This is a genomic window from Cellulomonas fengjieae (assembly GCF_018388465.1).
In the GTDB taxonomy this organism is placed as follows: Bacteria; Actinomycetota; Actinomycetes; order Actinomycetales; family Cellulomonadaceae; genus Cellulomonas; species Cellulomonas fengjieae.
The window spans coordinates 3,599,987-3,620,018 of sequence record NZ_CP074404.1; the positions used below are offsets into that span (position 1 = coordinate 3,599,987).

Genomic DNA, 20,032 nt, shown 5'->3' on the forward strand with positions numbered 1-20,032 from the left:
CAGTCGATGACGAAGGAGACATTCGTGCACGACGCGATCCGGATCCGCGGTGGTCGGGAGAACAACCTCAAGGCCGTGGACGTCGACGTCCCCAAGCGCCAGATCACCGTGTTCACGGGCGTGTCCGGCTCCGGCAAGTCGTCGCTGGCGTTCGACACCATCGCGGCCGAGAGCCAGCGGCTGCTGAACGAGACGCACTCCGCGTTCATCCAGAACTTCCTGCCGCAGTCGCCGCAGCCCGAGGCCGACGAGCTCACCGGGCTGACCGCGTCGATCGTCGTGGACCAGCAGCCGATGGGCGGCTCGTCGCGTTCGACGGTCGGCACCGCGACGGACACCTACGCCGGGATGCGCCGCGTGTGGGCGCGGATGGGGGTGCCGAACCTGGGGACGCCCATCGCGTTCTCGTTCAACGACCCCCGCGGCATGTGTCTCGACTGCGAGGGCATCGGCTCGGTCGCCGCCATCGACGAGGACGCCCTGGTCGACCCGGCGAAGTCGCTGCTGGAGGGGGCGATCGACTTCCCGAACTTCCAGGTCGACTCCTGGTACTGGAAGGTCTACGCCGAGTGCGGCTTCTACCCGGCCGACCAGCCGGTCGGGACGTTCACACCCGAGCAGCGTCGGATGCTGCTCTACGGTCCCGACGAGGCGCCGAAGAAGGGCACCAAGGTCGCCGTCTCCGGGATGTCGCTGACCTACGAGGCGCTCGTCCCCAAGCTGAAGCGGCTCGTCCTGACCAAGAACCCGGAGCAGCTGCAGCCGCACGCGCGGGCCGCGGTCGAGCGCATCTCGACCCGCGGTCCGTGCCCTGCGTGCGGCGGCTCCCGGCTGAACGAGGCCGCGCGCGACTCCCTGGTGGGCGGCCGGTCCATCGCCGAGTGCGCGGACATGCAGGTCAGCGACCTCGCGCCGGTCATCCGCGGTCTGGAGTCCCCCGAGCACCGGCCCATGCTCGACGACCTGGCGGACCGGCTCGACGCGCTGGTGCACATCGGGCTCGGCTACCTCTCGCTCAGCCGGGAGTCCACCAGCCTGTCGGGCGGGGAGTCGCAGCGCGTGAAGATGGTGCGGCACCTCGGCTCGGCACTGACCGACATCACGTACGTGTTCGACGAGCCGTCGGTGGGGCTCCACCCGCACGACGTGCACCGGATGAACGAGCTGCTGGTCGCGCTGCGGGCCAAGGGCAACACCGTCCTCGTGGTGGAGCACAAGCCCGAGGTCATCGAGATCGCCGACCACATCATCGACCTGGGCCCCGGCGCCGGCGGCGCGGGCGGTGAGGTGGTCTACGCCGGCGACCTCGAGGGCCTGCGGACGTCGGGCACCCTGACCGGGAACCACCTGACCAGCCATCAGCCGCTGAAGACGGACGTGCGCTCCCCCACCGGTGTCCTGTCCGTGCAGGGCGCAACCCTGCACAACCTGCAGGACGTGTCGGTCGACATCCCGCGCGGCGTCCTCACCGTCGTCACCGGCGTGGCGGGCTCGGGCAAGAGCTCGTTGATCCGGGGCGTCCTGCCGAAGCGGTTCCCGGAGGTCGTCGTGGTCGACCAGGCCACCACCCGGGGGTCCCGCCGGTCCAACTCCGCGACGTACACGGGCATGCTCGACACCATCCGCAAGCTGTTCGCCAAGGCCAACGGCGTCAAGCCCGCCCTGTTCAGCGCCAACTCCGAGGGCGCCTGCCCGGAGTGCGGCGGTCTCGGCATCATCTACACCGACCTGGGCAACTTCGAGCCGATGAAGTCGACGTGCGAGCTGTGCGGCGGGCGTCGGTACACCGAGGAGGTGCTCGGGTACACGCTGCGCGGGCAGTCGATCGCGGACGTGCTGGAGATGTCGGTGGTCGAGGCGAAGGCGTTCTTCACGGACCGGTCGGAGAAGGCCCTGGCAGGGACGCTCGCCGCGATGGACGACGTCGGCATCGGCTACCTGACGCTCGGGCAGCCGCTGTCCACCCTGTCCGGTGGCGAACGCCAGCGGCTCAAGCTGGCCATCGAGCTGGCCTCCCCCGCCGACGTCTACGTCCTCGACGAGCCGACCACCGGGCTGCACATGTCCGACGTCGACCGGCTCATCGGCCTCATCGACCGGTTCGTCGACGCCGGGTCCACCGTGATCGTCATCGAGCACAACCTCGACGTGATCTCCCGCGCCGACCACGTGCTCGACCTCGGCCCCGGGGCCGGCGCGCAGGGCGGCCGGGTGGTGTTCGCCGGCCCGCCGGCCGAGCTGGTACACGTCGGCGAGTCACTCACCGGCGAGCACCTGGCCCGCCGGCACGCGCTGCCCCGGCCGGCTGGCTGAGCCCGCCGAGCCCGCCGAGCCCGCCGAGCCCGCCGAGCCCGGCGGGCCTACCGGGTCGCGGCGAACCGTTCGACGAGCCGCCACCGCGACGCCTCACGCTCCGTCAGCGTCAGCCCGGCCCGGTCCAGCAGCAGCACGGGGCGCCGGCGGTGGTGCTCCCCCGCGCTCTGCGGCGTCACCGCGTCGAGCACGCGCTGCACCCCGCGGCCCAGCCGCGCCGACGACTCCACGTGGTCGGCCACGAGCAACTGGCCGCCCGGTCGCAGCACCCGCGCGAGCTCGCGCAGCACCGCCAGCTCGTCGTCCACGCAGCACATCGCGAACGTGCAGACCACGGTGTCGAACGACCCCGACGGCAGGTCGAGGTGGGCCGCGTCGCCCGGCACCATCCGGACGGGCAGGCCGAGCGCCGCCGCCCGCGCGCCCGCCGCGCGCAGCATCGCCGGGCTGACGTCGCTCAGCGTCACGTCCGTGGCGCGGTCGGCGTAGTACGGCAGGTTCGCCCCGGTGCCGACCCCGACCTCGAGCGTGCTGCCCGAGACGCGGTCGGCGACCCACCGCCGGGCGGGCGCCAACAGCCTCGGCTCGAGGAACGCGGTGGTGCGGTCGTAGCCGGCGGCCTGCCCGTCCCAGAACTCCGCGCGCGACACGCTCATGCACACCAGGCTGCCACCGCAGGACGACCGCGCCCATCCCCGATCAGCGCGTGGGCCAGTTCCACGCCGGGCCGTCGAGCACCCCGGCACCGGCCACGGACGTCACACCGTCGTCCTTGACCAGGTCGATCGTCGTGGCGTCCGCGGAGCGCAACGCCCTGACCAGGTCCCCCGCGTGCGTGACGACGAGCACCTGCGAGCGCTCCGCTGCCGACGCGACCAGCGCGGCGACCGCGGGCATCAGCGCCGGGTGCAGGCTGGACTCCGGCTCGTTGAGGACCAGGAGGTCCGGCGGGCGGGTGGCGTGCGCGGCGGCGGCCAGCAGCAGGAACGTGAGGGTGCCGTCGGAGAGCTCGGCCGCCGACAGCGCCCGCCGCAGGCCCGGCTGCGTCATCGCGACCCGGCAGACCCCGTCGTCCTCCTCGACCAGCACCCGCGAGCCGGGGAACGCCACGTCCACCGATGCCTGCAACGCGTCGACGTCGCCCGTGAGCTGGATCGTCAGGAGGGCCGCGGCGAGGTCGTCGCCGGTCGGCGACAGGACCGGCGTGTAGGTCGCGACGCCCGGCCGGCGCGCGGGGCTGTCGGTGTCGGTGCGCAGGTGGTCGTAGAAGCGCCAGCGCCTGGCCTGCTCGCGCAGCGCGAACAGGTCCGGGGTGGCGGCCGGGTCCGCGAGCAGCGCCATCACCGACTCGTGCGGGTGCACCGTGAGCGGCACGGTGGTCCAGGCGCCGTCGTCGTCGCGCGTGCGCACCCGTGACCCGGTGCGCTCGGTCAGCACCGTCGACGGTCGCAGCACCGGACCGGCCCAGACGACCTCGGACTTGATCTCCGGGTCCAGCTTGAACGGGCCGACCTGCGGCAGGCCCAGGTCGATGGCGTACGACAGGTCCTCCGTGGCGACCCCGAGCCGCACCGCGACCGGACCGGCCGTGCGCCGGCCCGCGTGCACCGCGGAGCGCATCCCGCCCTCGCGCGCGAGCGAGGACACGGCACCGTCCCGGGCCACCTCGGCGAGCAGGCGCAGCGCGCGGTAGACGCTCGTCTTGCCGCTGCCGTTCGCGCCGGTGACCACCGTGAGGTTGCCGAGCCCCACCGTCAGCGCGCGCAGGCTGCGATACCCCTCAACGGCCAGCGTCTGGATCATGGCGCGACCCTAACCGTGGGTGCGGACGCTCAGACCGGCTCCAGCAGGACCACGGGGATCACCCGGGACGTGCGCTCCTGGTACCGGGCGTAGTTGGGCAGGGCTGCGACGATCCGGGGCCAGAGCTCCTCGCGCTCCTCCGGCGTCGCCACCCGCGCGAGCATGTCGACGGCGCGCGCCCCGCCCACCGAGACCCGCACGTGCGGGTCGTCGCGCAGGTTGAGGAACCACGCGGGGTGCTGGTCGTTCCCGCCGGCGGACGCGACGATCACGAGGGTGTCGCCCAGCGTGAGCGGCGCCGTGAGCATCGACGTGCGCAGCCTGCCCGACCTGCGCCCGACCGTGATGAGCTCGAGCGAGGGGAGGCCGACGAGCGTGCCGCCGACCCGCCCGCGGCTGAGGGTGACCGCGGCGCGATGGAACCAGCTCAGCGTCCTCATCAGGGCGGTGCTCGTCATGCGCTGATGAGAGCACGCCTTCGATCCCCACGCTCAGCGAGGTGTCGGACCCCGGTGCGACGATGCCGGGATGACCCGATTCGTCGTCGACGCCGGCGCCGCGCTCCGGCTCGCAAGGACCGACACACGCGTGCCTGCCGCGCACGAGCTCCTGGCACCGACGCTCCTGCGCTCGCAGGCGCTGTCCGCGATGCACGAGGCGGCCCACCGGGGCGAGCTCTCTCCTGCCGTCGCGCGGGATCAGCTGGCCCGGCTGAACCGGCTCAAGATCCGCCTGCTCGGCGACGCGGTGCTGCGGCAGGTGGCGTGGCGGATCGCCGACGACCTCGGCTGGGAGTCGACCTACGCCGCCGAGTACGTCGCGCTCACCCGGCTGCAGGCCGACTACCTGGTGACGCTGGACGAGGACCTCGCGCGGGCGGTCGAGGGTGTGGTGCCGACGGCGCCGTTCGAGGCCCTCCTGGATCCGACCGCGTGACGTTCTCGGCGACTCGTGCCACCCTCCCTCCCGTGAAGGTCTCCTTGTCCCCCTGGTCGACCGCCGACTCCGCCGCCCTGGCTGCCGCCGTGCAGGAGAGCCCCGAGCTCGCTGTCCAGCTCGGCGACGTCCTGGAGACGTCCGGGGCCGCCCGCGGCTACATCGAGCACTACCTCACGGACGACGACGACGAGACGGTCGCGTTCGCCATCCGTGTCGACGGCCTCGCCGTCGGCCACGTGGCACTGAGCCACGTCGACCGGCGGCACGACTCGGCGTGGGCGTCGTACTGGGTCACGGCCAGCCTGCGCCGCCGCGGCCTGGCCACCCGGGCACTGGCCACCGTCGCCGCGCACGGGTTCGAGACCCTCGGCCTGTTCCGGCTCGAGCTCGGGCACCGGGTGAACAACCCGGCGTCCTGCCGGGTCGCCACCGGCGCCGGCTTCTCCGCCGAGGGGATCGAGCGGTCGAAGCTCCGCTACGGCAGTGACCGGTACGACGTCGAGACGCATGCCCGGCTGACCACCGACCCCGCGCCGCGGGTCGCCCTCCTGCCCGTGCTCAGATCGGCCCCGCCCGCGCGCTGACGCAGCCCGGCACGGCCGAACAAGCCGTGAGCGACGTTCTGCGCACAGATGACGTCACTCATGGCTTGCTCGACGAGGCCGACTGGATCACGGGCCAGAGCATCGCGTCGGACGGCCGCTTCTCCTCGCGCTGACCGGCGGCGCGGCCCACGAGAACAACATGGGACGCGTTCCGGGTGGTCAGAACGCGTCCCACGTTGTTCTCGCGGGGCGGCCGAAAGCGATGGTCAGCACGCCGACCGCGTGGCACGGTGTCCCCGCCCACGATCCCCGGAGGTCTGCCATGCCCGCACTCGAGGGACGCGTCGTCCTGGTCACCGGCGCCAGCCGACGGATCGCGATCGGCGCGGGAGTCGCCCGTCGCCTGGTGGCCGACGGCGCCACCGTCCTGTTGCACTCCTGGTCCCAGCACGACGCCGACCAGCCGTGGGGTGCCGACGAGGGCGGACCCGAGGCTCTCGTCGAGGAGCTGCGCGCGGCGGGCGGAACGGTCGAGCACGTCTCGATGGACCTGGCCGACCCGGCTGCGCCGCACGCGCTCGTCGACGCGGCGCACTCCGCGTTCGGGCGCCTGGACGCTGTCGTCGCCAACCACGCCCGCAGTTCTGGGCAGGCGCTCGAGCAGCTCACCGCCGAGGAGCTCGACCTGTCGTACGCGGTGAACACCCGGGCCACCCTGCTGCTCGTCCAGGCGTTCGCGGCCCGGCACGACGACGCCCCCGGCGGGCGGGTCCTGCTGTTCACCTCCGGGCAGTACCGCGGTGCGATGCCCGACGAGCTGCCCTACATCGCGTCAAAGGCCGCGCTGCACGAGCTCACTGCGAGCCTGGCGGTGCACCTGATGCCCCGCGGGATCACGGTCAACTGCATCAACCCCGGCCCGAACGACACGGGCTACGCCGACGACGCGACCCGGGCCGCCGTGATCGCCCACAGCCCCGCCGGCCGCTGGAGCACTCCGGGTGACACAGCCCGACTGGTCGCGTGGCTCCTGAGCGACGAGGCCGACTGGATCACCGGCCAGACCATCGCGTCGGACGGCGGCTTCTCCTCGCGCTGACCCCTACGCGGCCCACGAGAACAAGCTGGGACGCGTTCTGGGTGGTCAGAACGCGTCCCATGTTGTTCTCGCCGGCGAGCACCGGCCGGCGCGCCCCCTACGCTGCGCGCATGAGTGAGTTGGCCCAGATCCCCGCCGACCATCCGTGGTTGACCGTCGGCGTCATCGTCACGGTCCTCGTCCTGGGACGGCTGCTCCGGCGGCGCACGCCGCGGCCGCGCCGGACAGCACCGCGCGCGACGGTGCCGCAGCCGGGCGAGGTCTGGTTCGCGGAGGTGCCGTTCCAGGACGGCACGGGCAGCAAGGACCGACCGGTGCTGGTGCTGTCCGTCGGCGTGCGCGGGTGTGAGGTCGCGCGGTTCACCTCCCAGGACAAGGGCGCCCGCCACGACCATGTCCGGGCGCCGCAGGGCGTGCCCGGCCTGCCGAAGGCCAGCTGGCTGGACCTGCGGCCGACGACCCTGCCCCGCGCGGCATTCCGGCGGCGGACCGGCGAGCCCGGCGACGCGTTCGTCGTCTGGTACCGCCGTGCAGCGGCCGATCGGGTGTGACCCCGCCCGCACGACGCAGTACCGTCTCGACCCCGTGAGCCGGATCGTCGACACCGTCGTCCCGCGCAGGCTGGGCACCGGGTTCAGGTGGCTGCTGGCCTCGTCGTGGAGCTCGAACCTCGGCGACGGCATCGTGCTGGCCGCAGGGCCGCTGCTCGTGGCGTCGCGGACCGAGGACGCGTTCCTCGTCGCCCTGGCGGCGCTGCTGCAGTGGCTGCCGCCACTGCTGTTCGGGCTGTGGGCCGGTGCGCTGACGGACCGGCTGGACCGCAAGCGGCTGGTGATCGTCGTCGACTCCGTGCGGGCGCTCGTCCTGCTCCTGCTGGCCGTCGCGGTGGCCATGGACGTCGCGTCGATCGCCCTGGTGCTGCTGGCCATGTTCCTGCTCGGCACCGCCGAGACGTTCGCCGACAACGCGTCGAGCACGCTGGTGCCGATGCTGGTGCAGCGCGACGACCTGGCGCTGGCGAACAGCCGCATCCAGGCCGGGTTCGTCACGGTCAACCAGCTGGTGGGTCCGCCGCTGGGGGCGTTCCTGTTCGCCGCGGGGCAGGCGTGGCCGTTCGCGGCGGACGCCGTGCTGGTCGCCGCCGGTGCCGCGCTGGTCTCGCGCATCGCGCTCCCGCCGCACCGGAGCGAGGTGCGGCACACGCACATCCGGCACGAGATCGCCGAGGGTGTGCGCTGGGTCCGGCACCACGCGGCGGTGCGGACGCTGGTGCTGACCATCTTCATCTTCAACGTGACGTTCGGGGCCGCGTGGTCGGTCCTGGTCCTGTACACCCACGAGCGGCTGGGGCTCGGGCCGGTCGGCTTCGGCCTCATCACCACCGTGATGGCGGCCGGCGGGCTCCTCGGCACCGTGTCCTACGGGTGGATCACGCGCCGCGTGAGCCTGGCCAACCTCATGCGGGTCGGGCTCGTCGTGGAGACCCTCACGCACCTGGCGCTCGCGCTGACGACCACTGCCTGGGTCGCGGTGCCGGTGTTCTTCGTGTTCGGCGCGCACGCGTTCGTGTGGGGGACGACATCGGTGACCATCCGGCAGCGGGCGGTCCCGACCGCGCTGCAGGGGCGGGTCGGCAGCGTGAACCTGGTCGGGGTGTTCGGTGGGCTGGTGATCGGGGCGGGCATCGGCGGGCTGCTCGCGCAGAGCTACGGGGTCACGGCGCCGTTCTGGTTCGCGTTCGTCGGCTCGGCGATCTTCGTCGTGCTCGTCTGGCACCAGCTGCGGCACGTCGCGCACGCCGACGAGCAGGACGCCCCGGCGGCTTGACGTCTACATCGACATTCTTCAATATAGAGCCATGTCGAACCAGGCCGATCTGCTCGTGATGGGCCCCCCGGCACCCGCCCCCACCCCACGACTGTCGACCCTCGACCGGTGGCTGCCGGCCTGGATCGGTCTCGCGATGGTGGCCGGGCTGCTGCTCGGCCGGTTCGTTCCGGTGGTCGGGGACGCCCTGCAGGCCGTGCAGGTCGGCGGGATCTCGGTGCCCATCGCGCTCGGGCTGCTGGTGATGATGTACCCGGTGCTGGCCAAGGTCCGCTACGACCGCGTCGGCACCGTCACGGGCGACACGCGCCTGCTGGTCAGCTCGCTGGTGCTCAACTGGGTCGTCGGCCCGGTGCTGATGTTCGCGCTCGCCTGGCTCCTGCTGCCGGACCTGGCCGAGTACCGCACCGGCCTGATCATCGTCGGGCTCGCCCGATGCATCGCCATGGTGGTCATCTGGAACGACCTGGCCTGCGGCGACCGCGACGCCGCCGCGGTGCTCGTCGCCCTGAACTCGGTGTTCCAGGTGGTCGCCTTCTCGGTGCTCGGCTACTTCTACCTGACGGTCCTGCCCGGTTGGCTCGGCCTGGACACCCAGGGGCTGGACGTCTCGATGGGCCAGATCGCGCTCAACGTCCTCGTCTTCCTCGGGATCCCGCTGGCGGCCGGGTTCGCGTCCCGCTGGATCGGTGAGCGCCGCCGCGGACGCGACTGGTACGAGTCGGTCTTCGTGCCGCGGGTCGGGCCGTGGGCGCTGTACGGGCTGCTGTTCACGATCGTCCTGCTGTTCGCGCTGCAGGGTGACGCGATCGCGCGCAACCCGCTCGACGTCGTGCGCATCGCCGTCCCGCTGCTCGCCTACTTCGCGCTCATGTGGAGCGTCGGCATGGTGGTGGGCCGGGTGCTCGACCTCGGGTACGCCCGGTCGACGACGCTCGCCTTCACCGCCGCCGGCAACAACTTCGAGCTCGCGATCGCGGTGGCCATCGGCACGTTCGGCGCCGCGTCCGGCCAGGCCCTCGCGGGCGTCGTCGGCCCGCTGATCGAGGTGCCCGTCCTGGTCGGACTCGTGTACGTCTCGCTCTGGCTCGCCCGCCGTTGGCCCACCCCGAGGAGTCGGTCGTGACCGTCGACGCCACCTGCAGCCCCATCGGGTCGGTCACCGACCGCGCCATGAGCGCACCCGCCGCCGACCACGTGGCGCGCGCGCTCAAGGCCCTGGCCGACCCGCTGCGCCTGCGGGCGCTGTCCCTGATCGCGTCGTCGCCCACGCGCGAGGCGTGCGTCTGTGACATCAGCGAGCTGACCGACGTGTCCCAGCCGACCGTGTCCCACCACCTCAAGGTCCTCAAGGACGTCGGCCTGGTCACCGCCGAGCGGCGCGGCACCTGGGTGTACTACCGGATCAGCCCCGAGTACTCCGGGGCGGTCCGGTCGCTCCTGGAGTCGTTCGCCCCGGCGACCGTGCCGCTGGGTGCAGTCCCCACAGAGGGCATCGCCGACCTCGACCACATGCTCGACCGCCTCGCCGCCGACCTCGGCCCACGCTTCCCGGAGATCTCCACCAAACGGGTCCGGGACGTCGTGCGGGACTCGGCGACCGCGCTGGCCCGGACCGCCGGCCTCACCACGCACCTCGTCGTCCTCACCGAGCGGTTCGCCCGGCAGAGGCTGGAGGACCTCGCGCGCATCGACGGCCGGTCCGCGGTGCCCCACGTGCTGTTCGTCTGCGTCGCCAACGCGGGCAGGTCCCAGCTGGCCGCCGCCCTGCTGGAGCACTACGCGGGGGAGTCGGTCGTCGTGCGCTCCGCGGGCTCCGCGCCCGCCGCCACGGTGCATCCCCCGGTGCAGGCCTCGCTGGACGAGCTCGGCGCCGACGCGTTCCCCAAGCCGCTCACCGACGATGCCGTCCGCGCCGCTGACGTCGTGATCACGATGGGCTGCGGCGACGTCTGCCCCACCTACCCCGGGATCCGCTACGAGGACTGGGCCGTCGGCGACCCCGCGCTGGCCAGCCCGGAGGGCGTCGCCGCCATCCGCGCCGACATCGACACCCGCGTCCGCACCCTGCTCGCGTCCCTGCACTCACCTGGAGAGTCATGACCAAGCCCAGCGTCCTGTTCGTCTGCGTCCACAACGCCGGCCGGTCCCAGATGGCCGCCGGGTTCCTCACCGCCCTCTCGGGCGGCGCCGTCGAGGTCCGGTCCGCCGGGTCGATGCCGGCGGACAGGGTCAATGCCGTGGCCGTCGACGCCATGGCGGAGGTCGGCATCGACATCCGTGCCGAGCAGCCCAAGGTGCTCACCACCGACGCGGTGCAGGCCTCGGACGTGGTGGTGACCATGGGCTGCGGTGACGTGTGCCCGTTCTTCCCCGGCAAGCGCTACGAGGACTGGGTGCTCGAGGACCCCGCGGGTCAGGGCATCGAGTCGGTCCGGCCGATCCGCGACGAGATCCGTGGGCGGGTCCTCACGCTGCTCGGCGAGCTCGGCGTGGAGCCCGTCAGCATCTGACGGTCAGCTCCCGCCGAGGTTCCCCGCGAGGCGGGCGTGGCGCTGGGCGCTGTCGTCGTCGAGCCCGACGATCGTGACGTTCTTGCCCTTCGACCGGTACTTCGTCGTGATCGCGTCGAGCGTCGCCACGGTCGACGCGTCCCAGACGTGCGCGGCGCTCAGGTCGATGACGACGTCCTTCGGGTCACCGGCGTAGTCGAACTGGTAGACGAGGTCGTTCGACGAGGCGAAGAACAGCTCGCCGGTGACCGCGTACACCCGGCGGTCGTCGGCCGAGGGCAGCCGCGTGACGCTCGTGACGTGGGCGACCCGGCGGGCGAACAGGACCACCGCGACGAGGACGCCCACCAGGACCCCGTACGCGAGGTTGTGGGTGGCCACGGTGACGGCCACCGTGGCGAGCATGACCGCGGTCTCGCTCTTCGGCATGCGGCGCAGGGTGGACGGGGTGATCGAGTGCCAGTCGAACGTCGCGACCGAGACCATGACCATGACCGCGACCAGCGCGGCCATCGGGATGAGCGCGACGACGTCGCCGAGGCCCACCACCAGGATCAGCAGGAACACCCCGGCCAGGAACGTGGAGATCCGGGTGCGGGCGCCGGAGGCCTTCACGTTGATCATCGTCTGGCCGATCATCGCGCAGCCGCCCATGCCCCCGAGGAAGCCGGTGATGATGTTCGCGGCGCCCTGACCCCACGCCTCGCGCGTCTTGTTCGAGTGGGTGTCGGTGACGTCGTCGACGAGCTTGGCGGTCATCAGGGACTCGAGGATGCCGACCATCGCCATCGCCAGGGCCACCGGCCCGATGATCCGCAGCGTCTCCACGGTCAGCGGGACGTCGGGGACGAACAGCGACGGCAGGCTGTCCGGCAGCTCGCCCTCGTCCCCCACGGTGGGGACGTTCAGCGCGGTCAGCACCGTCACCGCGGTGAGCAGCACGATCGCGACCAGGGGTGCGGGCACGACCGTGGTGTACCGGGGCAGCAGCACCAGGATCGCGATGCCGGCGGCGACCATCGGGTAGACGAGCCACGGCACCCCGAGCAGGTGCGGGACCTGCGCCAGGAAGATGAGGATCGCGAGCGCGTTGACGAACCCGACCATCACCGAGCGCGGGATGTACCGCATGAGCTTGGCGACGCCGAGCAGGCCCAGCGCGATCTGCAGGACGCCCGCGAGGATCACCGTCGCGATGAAGTACTCGATGCCGTGCTCGCGCATCACCGGGGCGATGACCAGCGCGACCGCCCCGGTCGCTGCGGAGATCATCGCGGGGCGGCCGCCCAGGAACGCGATCGACACCGCCATCGTGAACGACGCGAACAGCCCGAGCCGGGGGTCGACGCCCGCGATGATCGAGAAGCTGATGGCTTCCGGGATCAGCGCGAGCGCGACCACCAGGCCGGCGAGCACCTCGGTGCGCAGCTTGCGGGGCGAGCGCAGGGCCCCCAGGACGGAGTCGGCCTCGTCGGCCTCGGGAACAGCGAGGGTCACTGCCTGAACTCTACGGGCGCTCCGTGACCGGCTTGCGCGCGCGGACCACGGCGCCGTGCATGCCGTCCGCCACCTCGTGGGTGAACGTGACCTCGGCGTCGGCGAACCCGGCCCGGGACAGGCCGTCGAGGTACTCGGCCCGGGACAGGGCGCCGGCGATGCAGCCGACGTAGGAGCCGCGCTCGGCCCGCTGCTCGGGGCTCAGGTGGTCCTCGGCGACGACGTCGGAGATGCCCACCCGGCCGCCCGGGACGAGCACCCGGTAGACCTCCGACAGGACGGCCGGCTTGTCCGTGGAGAGGTTGACCACGCAGTTGGAGATCACGACGTCGACCGACGCGTCGGGCAGCGGCAGGTCCTCGATGGTGCCCTTGCGGAACTCCACGTTCGTCGCCCCGGCCTTCGCCGCGTTCGCGCGGGCCAGGTCGAGCATCTCGTCGGTCATGTCCACGCCGTAGGCGAACCCCTCGGGCCCGACCCGGCGGGCGGACAGCAGCACGTCGATCCCGCCGCCGGAGCCCAGGTCGAGCACCCGCTCGCCCGGGGCGAGGTCCGCGACCGCCAGCGGGTTGCCGCAGCCGAGCGAGGCCGCCAGCGCCTCGGCCGGGATGCTGACCGCGTCGGCAGCGTCGTAGAGGCCGGCACCGAACTTGTCGTCGACGACGATCGCGTCGGGCGCGCACGATCCGCCGCCGCAACATCCCTCGTCGCCGCCCTGCACCGCCGCCAGCGCGTACCGCTGCCGTACCTGCTCGCGCACCTCGTCCATCTCGTCCTCCTTGGACATCGACCATCGTCGATGAACCATGGACCCAGGCATCGACACTTGTCAATGTCTCGGGCAGACTGTGCGCATGGCTCTGGACCTCCTGCCCGCCGCCTGCTGCACGCCGGCCACCCGCGCCGCGCTGACGGAGCAGGCCGCAGCCGACCTCTCCCAGTCGCTCAAGGCCCTGGCCGACCCGACCCGCCTGCGCCTGCTGTCCCTCATCGCGGCGCACGACGGCGCCGAGGCGTGCGTCTGCGACCTGACCGAGCCGGTGGGGCTCAGCCAGCCGACGGTCTCGCACCACCTGAAGGTGCTGGTCGACGCCGGGCTGGTCACGCGGGACAAGCGCGGGGTGTGGGCCTACTACTCGCTGACACCGGGGGCGCTCGACGCGGTCACGCACCAGCTCGGCACGCACCTGACCGCCGGCACGACCGCATGAGCACCACCGTCCTGCCGCTGACCGCGGAGCACTGGCCGGAGGTCGAGCGGATCTATGCCGCCGGCATCGCGACGGGCCACGCCACCTTCGAGTCGGCCACCCCCACCTGGGAGGCGTTCGACGCGGGCAGGCTGCCCGACCACCGGCTCGTCGCGGTCGACGAGGCCGGGACGGTCGTCGGCTGGGCCGCGGCCTCGCGGGTGTCCGACCGGTGCGCGTACGCCGGGGTCGTCGAGCACTCCCTCTACGTCGACCCCGCCGTGCACGGCCGCGGCGTCGGTCGCACGCTGCTGACGGCGCTGCTCGAGCACGCGCGCGCCGCGGGGGTATGGACCGTGCAGTCCGGGATCTTCCCCGAGAACACCGCGAGCCTCGCGCTCCACGCGGCGGTCGGGTTCCGGGTCGTCGGCACCCGCGAGCGCCTCGGCCGGATGACCTACGGGCCGCTGGCGGACCGGTGGCGGGACGTCGTGCTCGTCGAGAAGCGGCTCTGAGCCGGCTCCTCGTCCCCGCAGAGGGAACACGCCCGCCGGCGCGCGGGTTGGGTTGCCCATGACCACCATCGGATTCATCGGCGCAGGCCACATCGGCGGCACGCTCGCCCAGCTCGCCATCACCCACGGCTACGACGTCGTCGTCAGCAACTCCCGTGGCCCGGAGACCCTCACCGACCTCGTGCACCAGCTCGGTGACAGCGCCCGCGCGGCCACGGCGGCGGAGGCCGCGCAGGCCGGGGACGTCGTCGTGGTGAGCATCCCCACCAAGAACATCGCCGAGGTCCCGGTCGAGCCCCTGGCCGGCAAGGTCGTCATCGACACCAACAACTACTACCCCCAGCGCGACGGCCAGATCGCCGCGCTCGACGACGAGTCGACGACGGTGTCGGAGCTCCTCCAGGCCCACCTGCCCGAGTCGCACGTGGTCAAGGCGTTCAACCACATCATGTTCAGCGACCTCGCCTCGGAGGGCGTGCCCGCCGGCACCCCGGACCGCCGCCGCGCCCTGGCGGTGGCGGGCGACTCGCAGGACGCCCGCACCGCGGTGGCACAGCTGGTCGACGAGCTGGGCTTCGAGCCGGTCGACGTCGGACCGCTGTCCGAGGGCTGGCGCTACCAGCGCGACACCGAGGCGTACGTCCGGCGCTACGACGCGGACGGCCTGCGCGCCGCGTTGTCCAAGGCCGTGCGCTACCGCGACATGTGACGCTCCTGCGCGACGTGGGCGACGATCCGCTTGATCGTCTCCGCGTCGCGCAGGATGCGCCGGTGCCCGAGCCCCTCGCTCATCACCAGCTCCGCTCCGGGCCAGGCGCGCGCGATCCGGGCGCCGTCGGCGTGGTCGGCCTCCTTGTCGTCGCGGTCGCTCAGCACGAGCGTCGGTGGCAGCGGCACGTCCGCGTTGGCGGCCCGCACGGGGACGTCGAGCTCGGCGAGCCGGCGGCCGGCGAGCGCCTCCATCCGCGCGACGAACCGGTGCCGGGTCCGCTCGCCGAACCCGAGCGTGCGGGCGAAACCGACGGTGTAGGTGGACGGGTCGGCCAGGGGCGTGACCAGCACCAGGCGCTGCACCGGCGTGCCGTCCAGGACCGCGAGCGCGCTCGCCGCCGCCCCCATCGAGTGGCCGACGACCGCCCGTACGGGGCCCTGGTCGGCGACGACCCGGTCGAGCGCCGACATCATCTCCGGCAGGGTGGTACGCCGACGCCCGAGGTCCCCCGGGCCGGAGTCACCGTGGCTGGGTGCGTCGTAGGCGACCACCCGCAGGCCGGCAGCCACCAGGGGACCCACCAACGACGCGAGCTGCCCGCGGTGGCCGCCCCAGCCGTGCACCAGCACCACGGTCGGCCCGTCGCCCCACACCTGACCGACCATCTGCCCGATCCGCAACGGGGTCCCGCCGGGGATCACCGCCCGGTGCGCCGGGCGCGCGGGGCGGCACCAGAGCCGCAGCGCGCCGCGGGCGACCAGCTCGGGTGCCATGCGGTCCAGCGCACCGACGGCCGCGCGAATCGCGGGGGGAATGGGCGGGAAGTAGGTACGAACGGTCGTGCTTTTTTCGGGCGACAGCGAGGCCACGGCGGGCTCCTTCGGGTGTCAGTCGGTGCGCAGGAGCGACTGCATCAGCCGCTCGAAGGTGAACCGCGTGCGGGTGTCGGCGGCCGGGTCACGCAACAGCCGGAACGCGTGGAAGTGCGCGAGCATCAGCCCGTGCAGGTCGTGGGCGAACTGCTCGGGGGCGAGGTCGTCACGGAACGCCCCGTCCTTGGCCCCCGATCGGTACATCTGCGCCAGGGACTCGAACAGGTCCCAGTGGTCGCGGACCAGCTGGTCGCGCACGGGTCCCGGCTGGTCGTCGAACTCCGTGGCGGCGGACACGAAGAGGCACCCGGCGGCGCCGGACGACGACGTCTCCAGCCACCGCTCGAACAGCGTCCGGATCCGGGCCTCGCCACGAGGCGCAGCGAGCGCCGGCCGGATCACCTGGTCGACGAAGTGCTCGCGCGCACCGGCCAGGACGGCGAGCTGGAGCGCCTCCTTGGAGCGGAAGTGCGCGTACAGGCCCGACTTCGACATCCCGCTCGCGCTCGCCAGCGTGCCGATGGTCAGACCCGAGACGCCCAGGCGCCCGGCGATCTCGACCGCCTGGTCGAGCACCGCCTGCCGCGTCTCGTCGCCCTTGCTCACCGTCCATGAATAGCACGATCGTGCGGCAGACACCACGGTTCTCGCTCATATCCGCTCGCCGGGGCGTGCCCCCCGTCGTAGCGTCCGGCTCATGGACGCACTGCGGCACCACACGATCCGCGAGCAGAGCCACCGGATCCTCGATCCCTTCACGGACGAGCAGCTGGCGACGCTCGGTCGGGCCCTGCGGCTCCCACCCGGCGCGACCCTGTTGGACCTCGCGTGCGGCAAGGGCGAGCTGCTGTGCACGTGGGCGCGGGACCACGGCACGGTCGGGACAGGCGTGGACCTGAACCCCGCGTTCGTCGCGGCGGCACGCGAGCGGGCGGCGGAGCTGGGCGTCGACGTGACGTTCGTCGAGGGTGACGCCGGCGGCTACGTGGTGACGCCGCCCGTCGACGTCGCCGCGTGCGTCGGTGCCACGTGGATCGGCGGCGGCCTCCTCGGGACCCTCGACCTGCTGGCGAGATCGCTCACCCCCGGCGGGATCGCGCTCGTCGGTGAGCCGTTCTGGCGCTGCGACCCACCCGAGGCAGCCCGGGCGATCGGCGACTTCCGCACCCTGCCCGGGCTCGTGGCCGCCGTGCAGGACGCCGGGTGGGACGTCGTCGAGATGGTGCTGGCCGACGAGGACAGCTGGGACCGGTACGTGGCCGCGCAGTGGCTGAACCTGCGCCGGTTCCTCGACGAGCACCCCGACGACGAGCTCGCGCCCGCGTTCCGCGAGGAGCTGTCCACCGCACCCCTGGACTACGTGACGAACCAGCGGCCGTACCTCGGCTGGGGCGTGCTCGCCCTGATGCGGCGCCCCTGATGGACCCCTCGGCGGTGCGCGCCTACTACGCGGCCCGCAGCGAGCACGAGCGCGACCGGCTGCTCACCGCCGAGGGCCTCCTGGAGCGGGTGCTGACCACGCGCCTGCTCGAAGCGCACCTCGGAACGCCGGGGCGCGCGCTCGACCTGGGCGGTGGCACCGGCCCGTACTCCGTGTGGCTCGCCGAGCTCGGCTGGGACGTGTCCCTGGCCGACCTGTCCCCCGAGCTGCTGGCGATCGCCGAGTCGTCCCTGCCCGCCGGCACCGTCCAGGAGGTCGTGGAGATCGACGCGCGCGACCTGTCGCGCTGGGCCGACGACACGTTCGACGCCGTCCTGTCCCTCGGCCCGATGTACCACCTGACCGAGGCGTCCGACCGGGTCCGGGCAGCACACGAGCTGGCGCGCGTCACCCGCCCCGGCGGGCTCGTCGCGGTCGCGCTCATGCCCCGCTACGTCTCCGTCCGCCGCCTGCTCTCGCGGCCCGACGAGCGCTGGCAGCTGGCCGATCCGGCCTTCCTCGACCGGCTGCTCGACGACGGTGTCTTCGACAACGCGGTGCCCGGGCGGTTCACGCACGCGTTCGGCGTGCGGCCGGCGGAGGTGGCGCCCTTCTTCGAGTCGCACGGCTTCTCGACCGTGACCCTGGCCTCGACGCACGGCTTCCTCACCGGTGTCGAGGCCGGGTTCGAGGCGCTGCGGACCGAGCACCCCGGCGCGTACGGCCGGCTGCTGGACCGGCTCGTCGTGACCGCGGCGGACCCCGGCCTCCTCGGCACCGCCGGTCACCTGCTGTGGGTCGGGCGGCGTCAGGCTCCGGGGTGGACCGCGTCGTGACGTCCTGGACCGTGCGCCGCGCGTCCGCGAGATCGTGGGTTCGGCACCAGATCGTGCGTGCGCACCCACGAGTGTGCGCCGAACCCACGATCTCGCGCCCGGCGGCTGCCTACTGTGGGGCCGTGGAGCCCATCCGGCGCGTCGCGCCTCCCCTGCCCGGGCGTGCGGTGCTGGCGCAGGACTGGGTGCGGGTCACCTTCCTGCACTGGCGGGTGCCGGCCCACGTCGTCGCACCGCTGCTGCCCCCGAACACCCGACCCGACGAGTTCGACGGCACGTCCTGGGTGGGCCTGGTCGCGTTCCAGGTCCCCCGGACCAGCCTCGTCCCCGGGCCGGTGCTGCCGTACGTCGGCGAGTACCCCGAGATCAACGTCCGGCTGTACACGGTCGACGACGAGGGCCGGCGGGCAGTCCTGTTCCTGTCCCTGGAGGCCTCACGCGTGCTGACGGTGCTGACCGCGCGGGCGACCGTGCACGTGCCGTACCAGTGGGCGCGGATGTCGATCCGTCGCGACGGTGACGCCCTCGCCTACCGCTCGGCGCGCCTGACGGGCGACCGGTCCTCGTCGCACCTCGTCGTCCGGCCCTCGTCGGAGCCCGTCGCCGACGACCCGCTGGCCGACTTCCTCACCGCGCGGTGGGCGCTGCACACGCCGCTGTGGGGCCGCACGCGGTACGTGCGCATGGAGCACGAGCCGTGGCCGCTGCGTCGCGCGTCACTGGTGTCGCTGGACGACGAGCTCGTCGCGGCGGCCGGCCTGGCCGGTGTCGCGACGAGGCCGCCGGACTCGGTGCTCTACTCGCCGGGCGTGCACGCGCGGTTCGCCGGGACGGTCAGGCCAGCAGCTCGCGCAGGATCCTGACGGCCTTCGGGCCGACGCCGTGCAGGCGGAGCACGGCGTCGAGGTCCGCCGCCCGGACGGCGTCGAGCGTGGTGAGGCCCGCCGCGTGCAGCGCACCGGTCGCGGCTCTGCCGATCGCCTTCGGCAGCGCGCCGCCGGGCGGGGCGCCGACGTAGGGGTGCGCATCCGCGACCGCGGCCGGGGCTCGGAACCGCCACGCCTCGGCCACGAGCTGCTCCGTCAGTCGCGGGTCCGCGACCGCCAGGTCGACCTCGGTGGAGCCCTTCGTCAGCGGTCGCAGGCCCGCCTCCGACCGGTCGCGTGACGGGTCGACGTCGAGCAAAGCGACCCCGCGGCGCTCATCGACCCGGGCGAAGCCGACGTCGGCGACGCGGAACCCGACGAGGCGGGCGTGCGGCTTCTCGGTCGCCTCCGGGAGCGCCAGGGCCCACCGCCGGAGGTCGTCGACGGCGATCATGCGTCGGAGGCTCCCACATGACGAAGCACCCCGCAGAGGGATCTGCGGGGTGCTACGTGGGACGCACCGATCGGGCGGCGTCGTCACGCCCGGCCGGTGCGAGCTCGGTGTGGGTCGCTCAGAGCTGGGCGGCTGCACCGTCCTGCTCGGGCGTCGCCGGGACGTCACCGTCCGAGTCCTGGTCCGGGCGCTGCGTCGAGTCCTGGTCGGGGCGCTCGCGGTCCATCCGCTGCTCGGAGTCCTCGCCGCCGCGGCCCTGCTGGGAGTCCTCGCCGCCGGGGCCCTGCTGGGAGCCGCCACCGAAGCCGAAGCCGCCGCGTCCGTGGTCGCCCCGGTGACCGCCGTCGTCGAAGCGGGCGATGCTGTCGCGCGGCCCGTCGTCGCCGACGGCGTGGCCGATCGCGTAGCCACCCACACCCGCGACGCAGAAGGCGACGAGCGCGGCGACGCCGGCCGTGACGAACGGCCGGGACGAGGCGCGCTCGCGGACGGAGCGCTTGCCGGGGACGTCAGCCGCAGTCACCGGGTGCTGCTCGCCGGCGGGCTCTGCCTGGGGCTTGGGGGTCTCTGCCATCTGTGTCTCCTGAGGTCATGTGCACTCTCGTGCTGTCGTGACTCCAGGTAACCGGAC

24 protein-coding genes are annotated in these 20,032 nt (G+C 73.1%); 15 read left to right on the plus strand and 9 right to left on the minus strand.

Annotation, left to right across the window (positions count from 1 at the left end):
- Nucleotides 1-6 precede the first annotated feature (6 nt).
- Complete coding sequence (locus KG102_RS16715) at nt 7-2,313, plus strand: ATP-binding cassette domain-containing protein (protein ID WP_208290315.1); 2,307 nt, start codon at nt 7-9, stop codon at nt 2,311-2,313.
- Between the two features lie 47 nt (nt 2,314-2,360).
- Here KG102_RS16715 and KG102_RS16720 read toward each other — a convergent pair whose 3' ends face one another.
- The 3 genes from KG102_RS16720 to KG102_RS16730 are packed head-to-tail and all read right to left on the minus strand — an operon-like array spanning nt 2,361 to nt 4,574.
- Nucleotides 2,361-2,969, minus strand: a complete 609-nt coding sequence (locus tag KG102_RS16720) for a class I SAM-dependent methyltransferase (protein WP_208213043.1) — start codon at nt 2,967-2,969, stop codon at nt 2,361-2,363.
- A gap of 43 nt (nt 2,970-3,012) precedes the next feature.
- Nucleotides 3,013-4,116, minus strand: a complete 1,104-nt coding sequence (locus KG102_RS16725; RefSeq protein WP_208213044.1) for an AAA family ATPase — start codon at nt 4,114-4,116, stop codon at nt 3,013-3,015.
- A 29-nt stretch (nt 4,117-4,145) separates the two neighbouring features.
- Nucleotides 4,146-4,574, minus strand: a complete 429-nt coding sequence (locus tag KG102_RS16730; protein WP_208213045.1) for a nitroreductase/quinone reductase family protein — start codon at nt 4,572-4,574, stop codon at nt 4,146-4,148.
- A 70-nt stretch (nt 4,575-4,644) separates the two neighbouring features.
- On the opposite strand from KG102_RS16730, the gene KG102_RS16735 reads away from it, so the two are divergent.
- The 8 genes from KG102_RS16735 (at nt 4,645) to KG102_RS16770 (ending at nt 11,039) form a co-directional block, all read left to right on the plus strand.
- Nucleotides 4,645-5,052 carry a type II toxin-antitoxin system VapC family toxin gene (locus tag KG102_RS16735; protein ID WP_208290314.1) on the plus strand — a complete coding sequence of 136 codons (408 nt, stop codon included), beginning with the start codon at nt 4,645-4,647 and terminating at the stop codon, nt 5,050-5,052.
- A gap of 32 nt (nt 5,053-5,084) precedes the next feature.
- Complete coding sequence (locus tag KG102_RS16740; RefSeq protein ID WP_208290313.1) at nt 5,085-5,639, plus strand: GNAT family N-acetyltransferase; 555 nt, start codon at nt 5,085-5,087, stop codon at nt 5,637-5,639.
- Nucleotides 5,640-5,922: 283 nt separating this feature from the next.
- A complete protein-coding gene (locus KG102_RS16745) occupies nt 5,923-6,699 on the plus strand; it encodes an SDR family oxidoreductase (RefSeq protein ID WP_208290312.1) in 777 nt (258 codons plus the stop codon).
- Between the two features lie 110 nt (nt 6,700-6,809).
- Nucleotides 6,810-7,250, plus strand: a complete 441-nt coding sequence (locus tag KG102_RS16750) for a hypothetical protein (protein ID WP_208290311.1) — start codon at nt 6,810-6,812, stop codon at nt 7,248-7,250.
- A gap of 34 nt (nt 7,251-7,284) precedes the next feature.
- Complete coding sequence (locus KG102_RS16755) at nt 7,285-8,526, plus strand: MFS transporter (protein WP_208290310.1); 1,242 nt, start codon at nt 7,285-7,287, stop codon at nt 8,524-8,526.
- A gap of 31 nt (nt 8,527-8,557) precedes the next feature.
- On the plus strand, nt 8,558-9,652 hold the full coding sequence (arsB, locus tag KG102_RS16760) for an ACR3 family arsenite efflux transporter (RefSeq protein WP_307802857.1): 1,095 nt from the start codon (nt 8,558-8,560) through the stop codon (nt 9,650-9,652).
- Between the two features lie 47 nt (nt 9,653-9,699).
- Nucleotides 9,700-10,629 (plus strand): metalloregulator ArsR/SmtB family transcription factor, encoded by a 930-nt coding sequence (locus KG102_RS16765; protein ID WP_208290399.1) that lies wholly within the window; start codon nt 9,700-9,702, stop codon nt 10,627-10,629.
- Nucleotides 10,626-11,039, plus strand: a complete 414-nt coding sequence (locus tag KG102_RS16770) for an arsenate reductase ArsC (RefSeq protein WP_208290309.1) — start codon at nt 10,626-10,628, stop codon at nt 11,037-11,039. Before KG102_RS16765 ends, KG102_RS16770 begins: the two co-directional genes overlap by 4 nt.
- Before the next feature lie 3 nt (nt 11,040-11,042).
- Here the strand turns inward: KG102_RS16770 and KG102_RS16775 are convergent, their stop codons facing one another.
- Complete coding sequence (locus KG102_RS16775; RefSeq protein WP_208290308.1) at nt 11,043-12,536, minus strand: SulP family inorganic anion transporter; 1,494 nt, start codon at nt 12,534-12,536, stop codon at nt 11,043-11,045.
- 10 nt (nt 12,537-12,546) lie between these two features.
- The gene (arsM, locus tag KG102_RS16780; RefSeq protein ID WP_208213244.1) at nt 12,547-13,305 is read right to left on the minus strand and encodes an arsenite methyltransferase; all 759 of its coding nucleotides are present in this window, start codon (nt 13,303-13,305) and stop codon (nt 12,547-12,549) included.
- Nucleotides 13,306-13,390: 85 nt separating this feature from the next.
- Here arsM and KG102_RS16785 point away from each other — a divergent pair, with 85 nt between their 5' ends.
- Genes KG102_RS16785 through KG102_RS16795 form a run of 3 tightly spaced genes read left to right on the plus strand, consistent with a single transcriptional unit; the run spans nt 13,391 to nt 14,950 of the window.
- Nucleotides 13,391-13,747 (plus strand): ArsR/SmtB family transcription factor, encoded by a 357-nt coding sequence (locus KG102_RS16785; protein ID WP_208213053.1) that lies wholly within the window; start codon nt 13,391-13,393, stop codon nt 13,745-13,747.
- Nucleotides 13,744-14,241, plus strand: a complete 498-nt coding sequence (locus KG102_RS16790; RefSeq protein WP_208290307.1) for a GNAT family N-acetyltransferase — start codon at nt 13,744-13,746, stop codon at nt 14,239-14,241. The genes KG102_RS16785 and KG102_RS16790 overlap by 4 nt, the downstream gene beginning before the upstream one ends.
- A 58-nt stretch (nt 14,242-14,299) precedes the next feature.
- Nucleotides 14,300-14,950 (plus strand): NADPH-dependent F420 reductase, encoded by a 651-nt coding sequence (locus KG102_RS16795; protein WP_208290306.1) that lies wholly within the window; start codon nt 14,300-14,302, stop codon nt 14,948-14,950.
- Here KG102_RS16795 and KG102_RS16800 read toward each other — a convergent pair.
- Together KG102_RS16800 and KG102_RS16805 are read right to left on the minus strand one after the other, a co-directional pair.
- A complete protein-coding gene (locus KG102_RS16800) occupies nt 14,935-15,726 on the minus strand; it encodes an alpha/beta fold hydrolase (protein ID WP_208290305.1) in 792 nt (263 codons plus the stop codon). The two genes, KG102_RS16795 and KG102_RS16800, sit on opposite strands and share 16 nt — an antisense overlap.
- Nucleotides 15,727-15,840: 114 nt before the next feature.
- Nucleotides 15,841-16,431, minus strand: coding sequence for a TetR/AcrR family transcriptional regulator (locus KG102_RS16805; protein ID WP_208290304.1), 591 nt, complete (start codon nt 16,429-16,431; stop codon nt 15,841-15,843).
- Nucleotides 16,432-16,522: 91 nt separating this feature from the next.
- Between KG102_RS16805 and KG102_RS16810 the strand changes: the two genes are divergently transcribed.
- From KG102_RS16810 to KG102_RS16820, 3 genes are all read left to right on the plus strand, one after another.
- Complete coding sequence (locus tag KG102_RS16810) at nt 16,523-17,245, plus strand: SAM-dependent methyltransferase (protein ID WP_208290303.1); 723 nt, start codon at nt 16,523-16,525, stop codon at nt 17,243-17,245.
- The gene (locus KG102_RS16815; protein WP_208290302.1) at nt 17,245-18,081 is read left to right on the plus strand and encodes a class I SAM-dependent methyltransferase; all 837 of its coding nucleotides are present in this window, start codon (nt 17,245-17,247) and stop codon (nt 18,079-18,081) included. The genes KG102_RS16810 and KG102_RS16815 overlap by 1 nt, the downstream gene beginning before the upstream one ends.
- Before the next feature lie 122 nt (nt 18,082-18,203).
- Nucleotides 18,204-18,944: a YqjF family protein gene (locus KG102_RS16820; protein ID WP_249667375.1), complete on the plus strand. Its 741-nt coding sequence runs from the start codon at nt 18,204-18,206 to the stop codon at nt 18,942-18,944.
- Here the strand turns inward: KG102_RS16820 and KG102_RS16825 are convergent.
- Both KG102_RS16825 and KG102_RS16830 read right to left on the minus strand, forming a co-directional pair.
- Complete coding sequence (locus KG102_RS16825) at nt 18,916-19,401, minus strand: helix-hairpin-helix domain-containing protein (protein ID WP_208290301.1); 486 nt, start codon at nt 19,399-19,401, stop codon at nt 18,916-18,918. The two genes, KG102_RS16820 and KG102_RS16825, sit on opposite strands and share 29 nt — an antisense overlap.
- Nucleotides 19,402-19,519: 118 nt before the next feature.
- Entirely contained in the window at nt 19,520-19,975 is a 456-nt protein-coding gene (locus KG102_RS16830; protein WP_208290300.1) for a hypothetical protein, read from the minus strand.
- Nucleotides 19,976-20,032 lie beyond the last annotated feature (57 nt).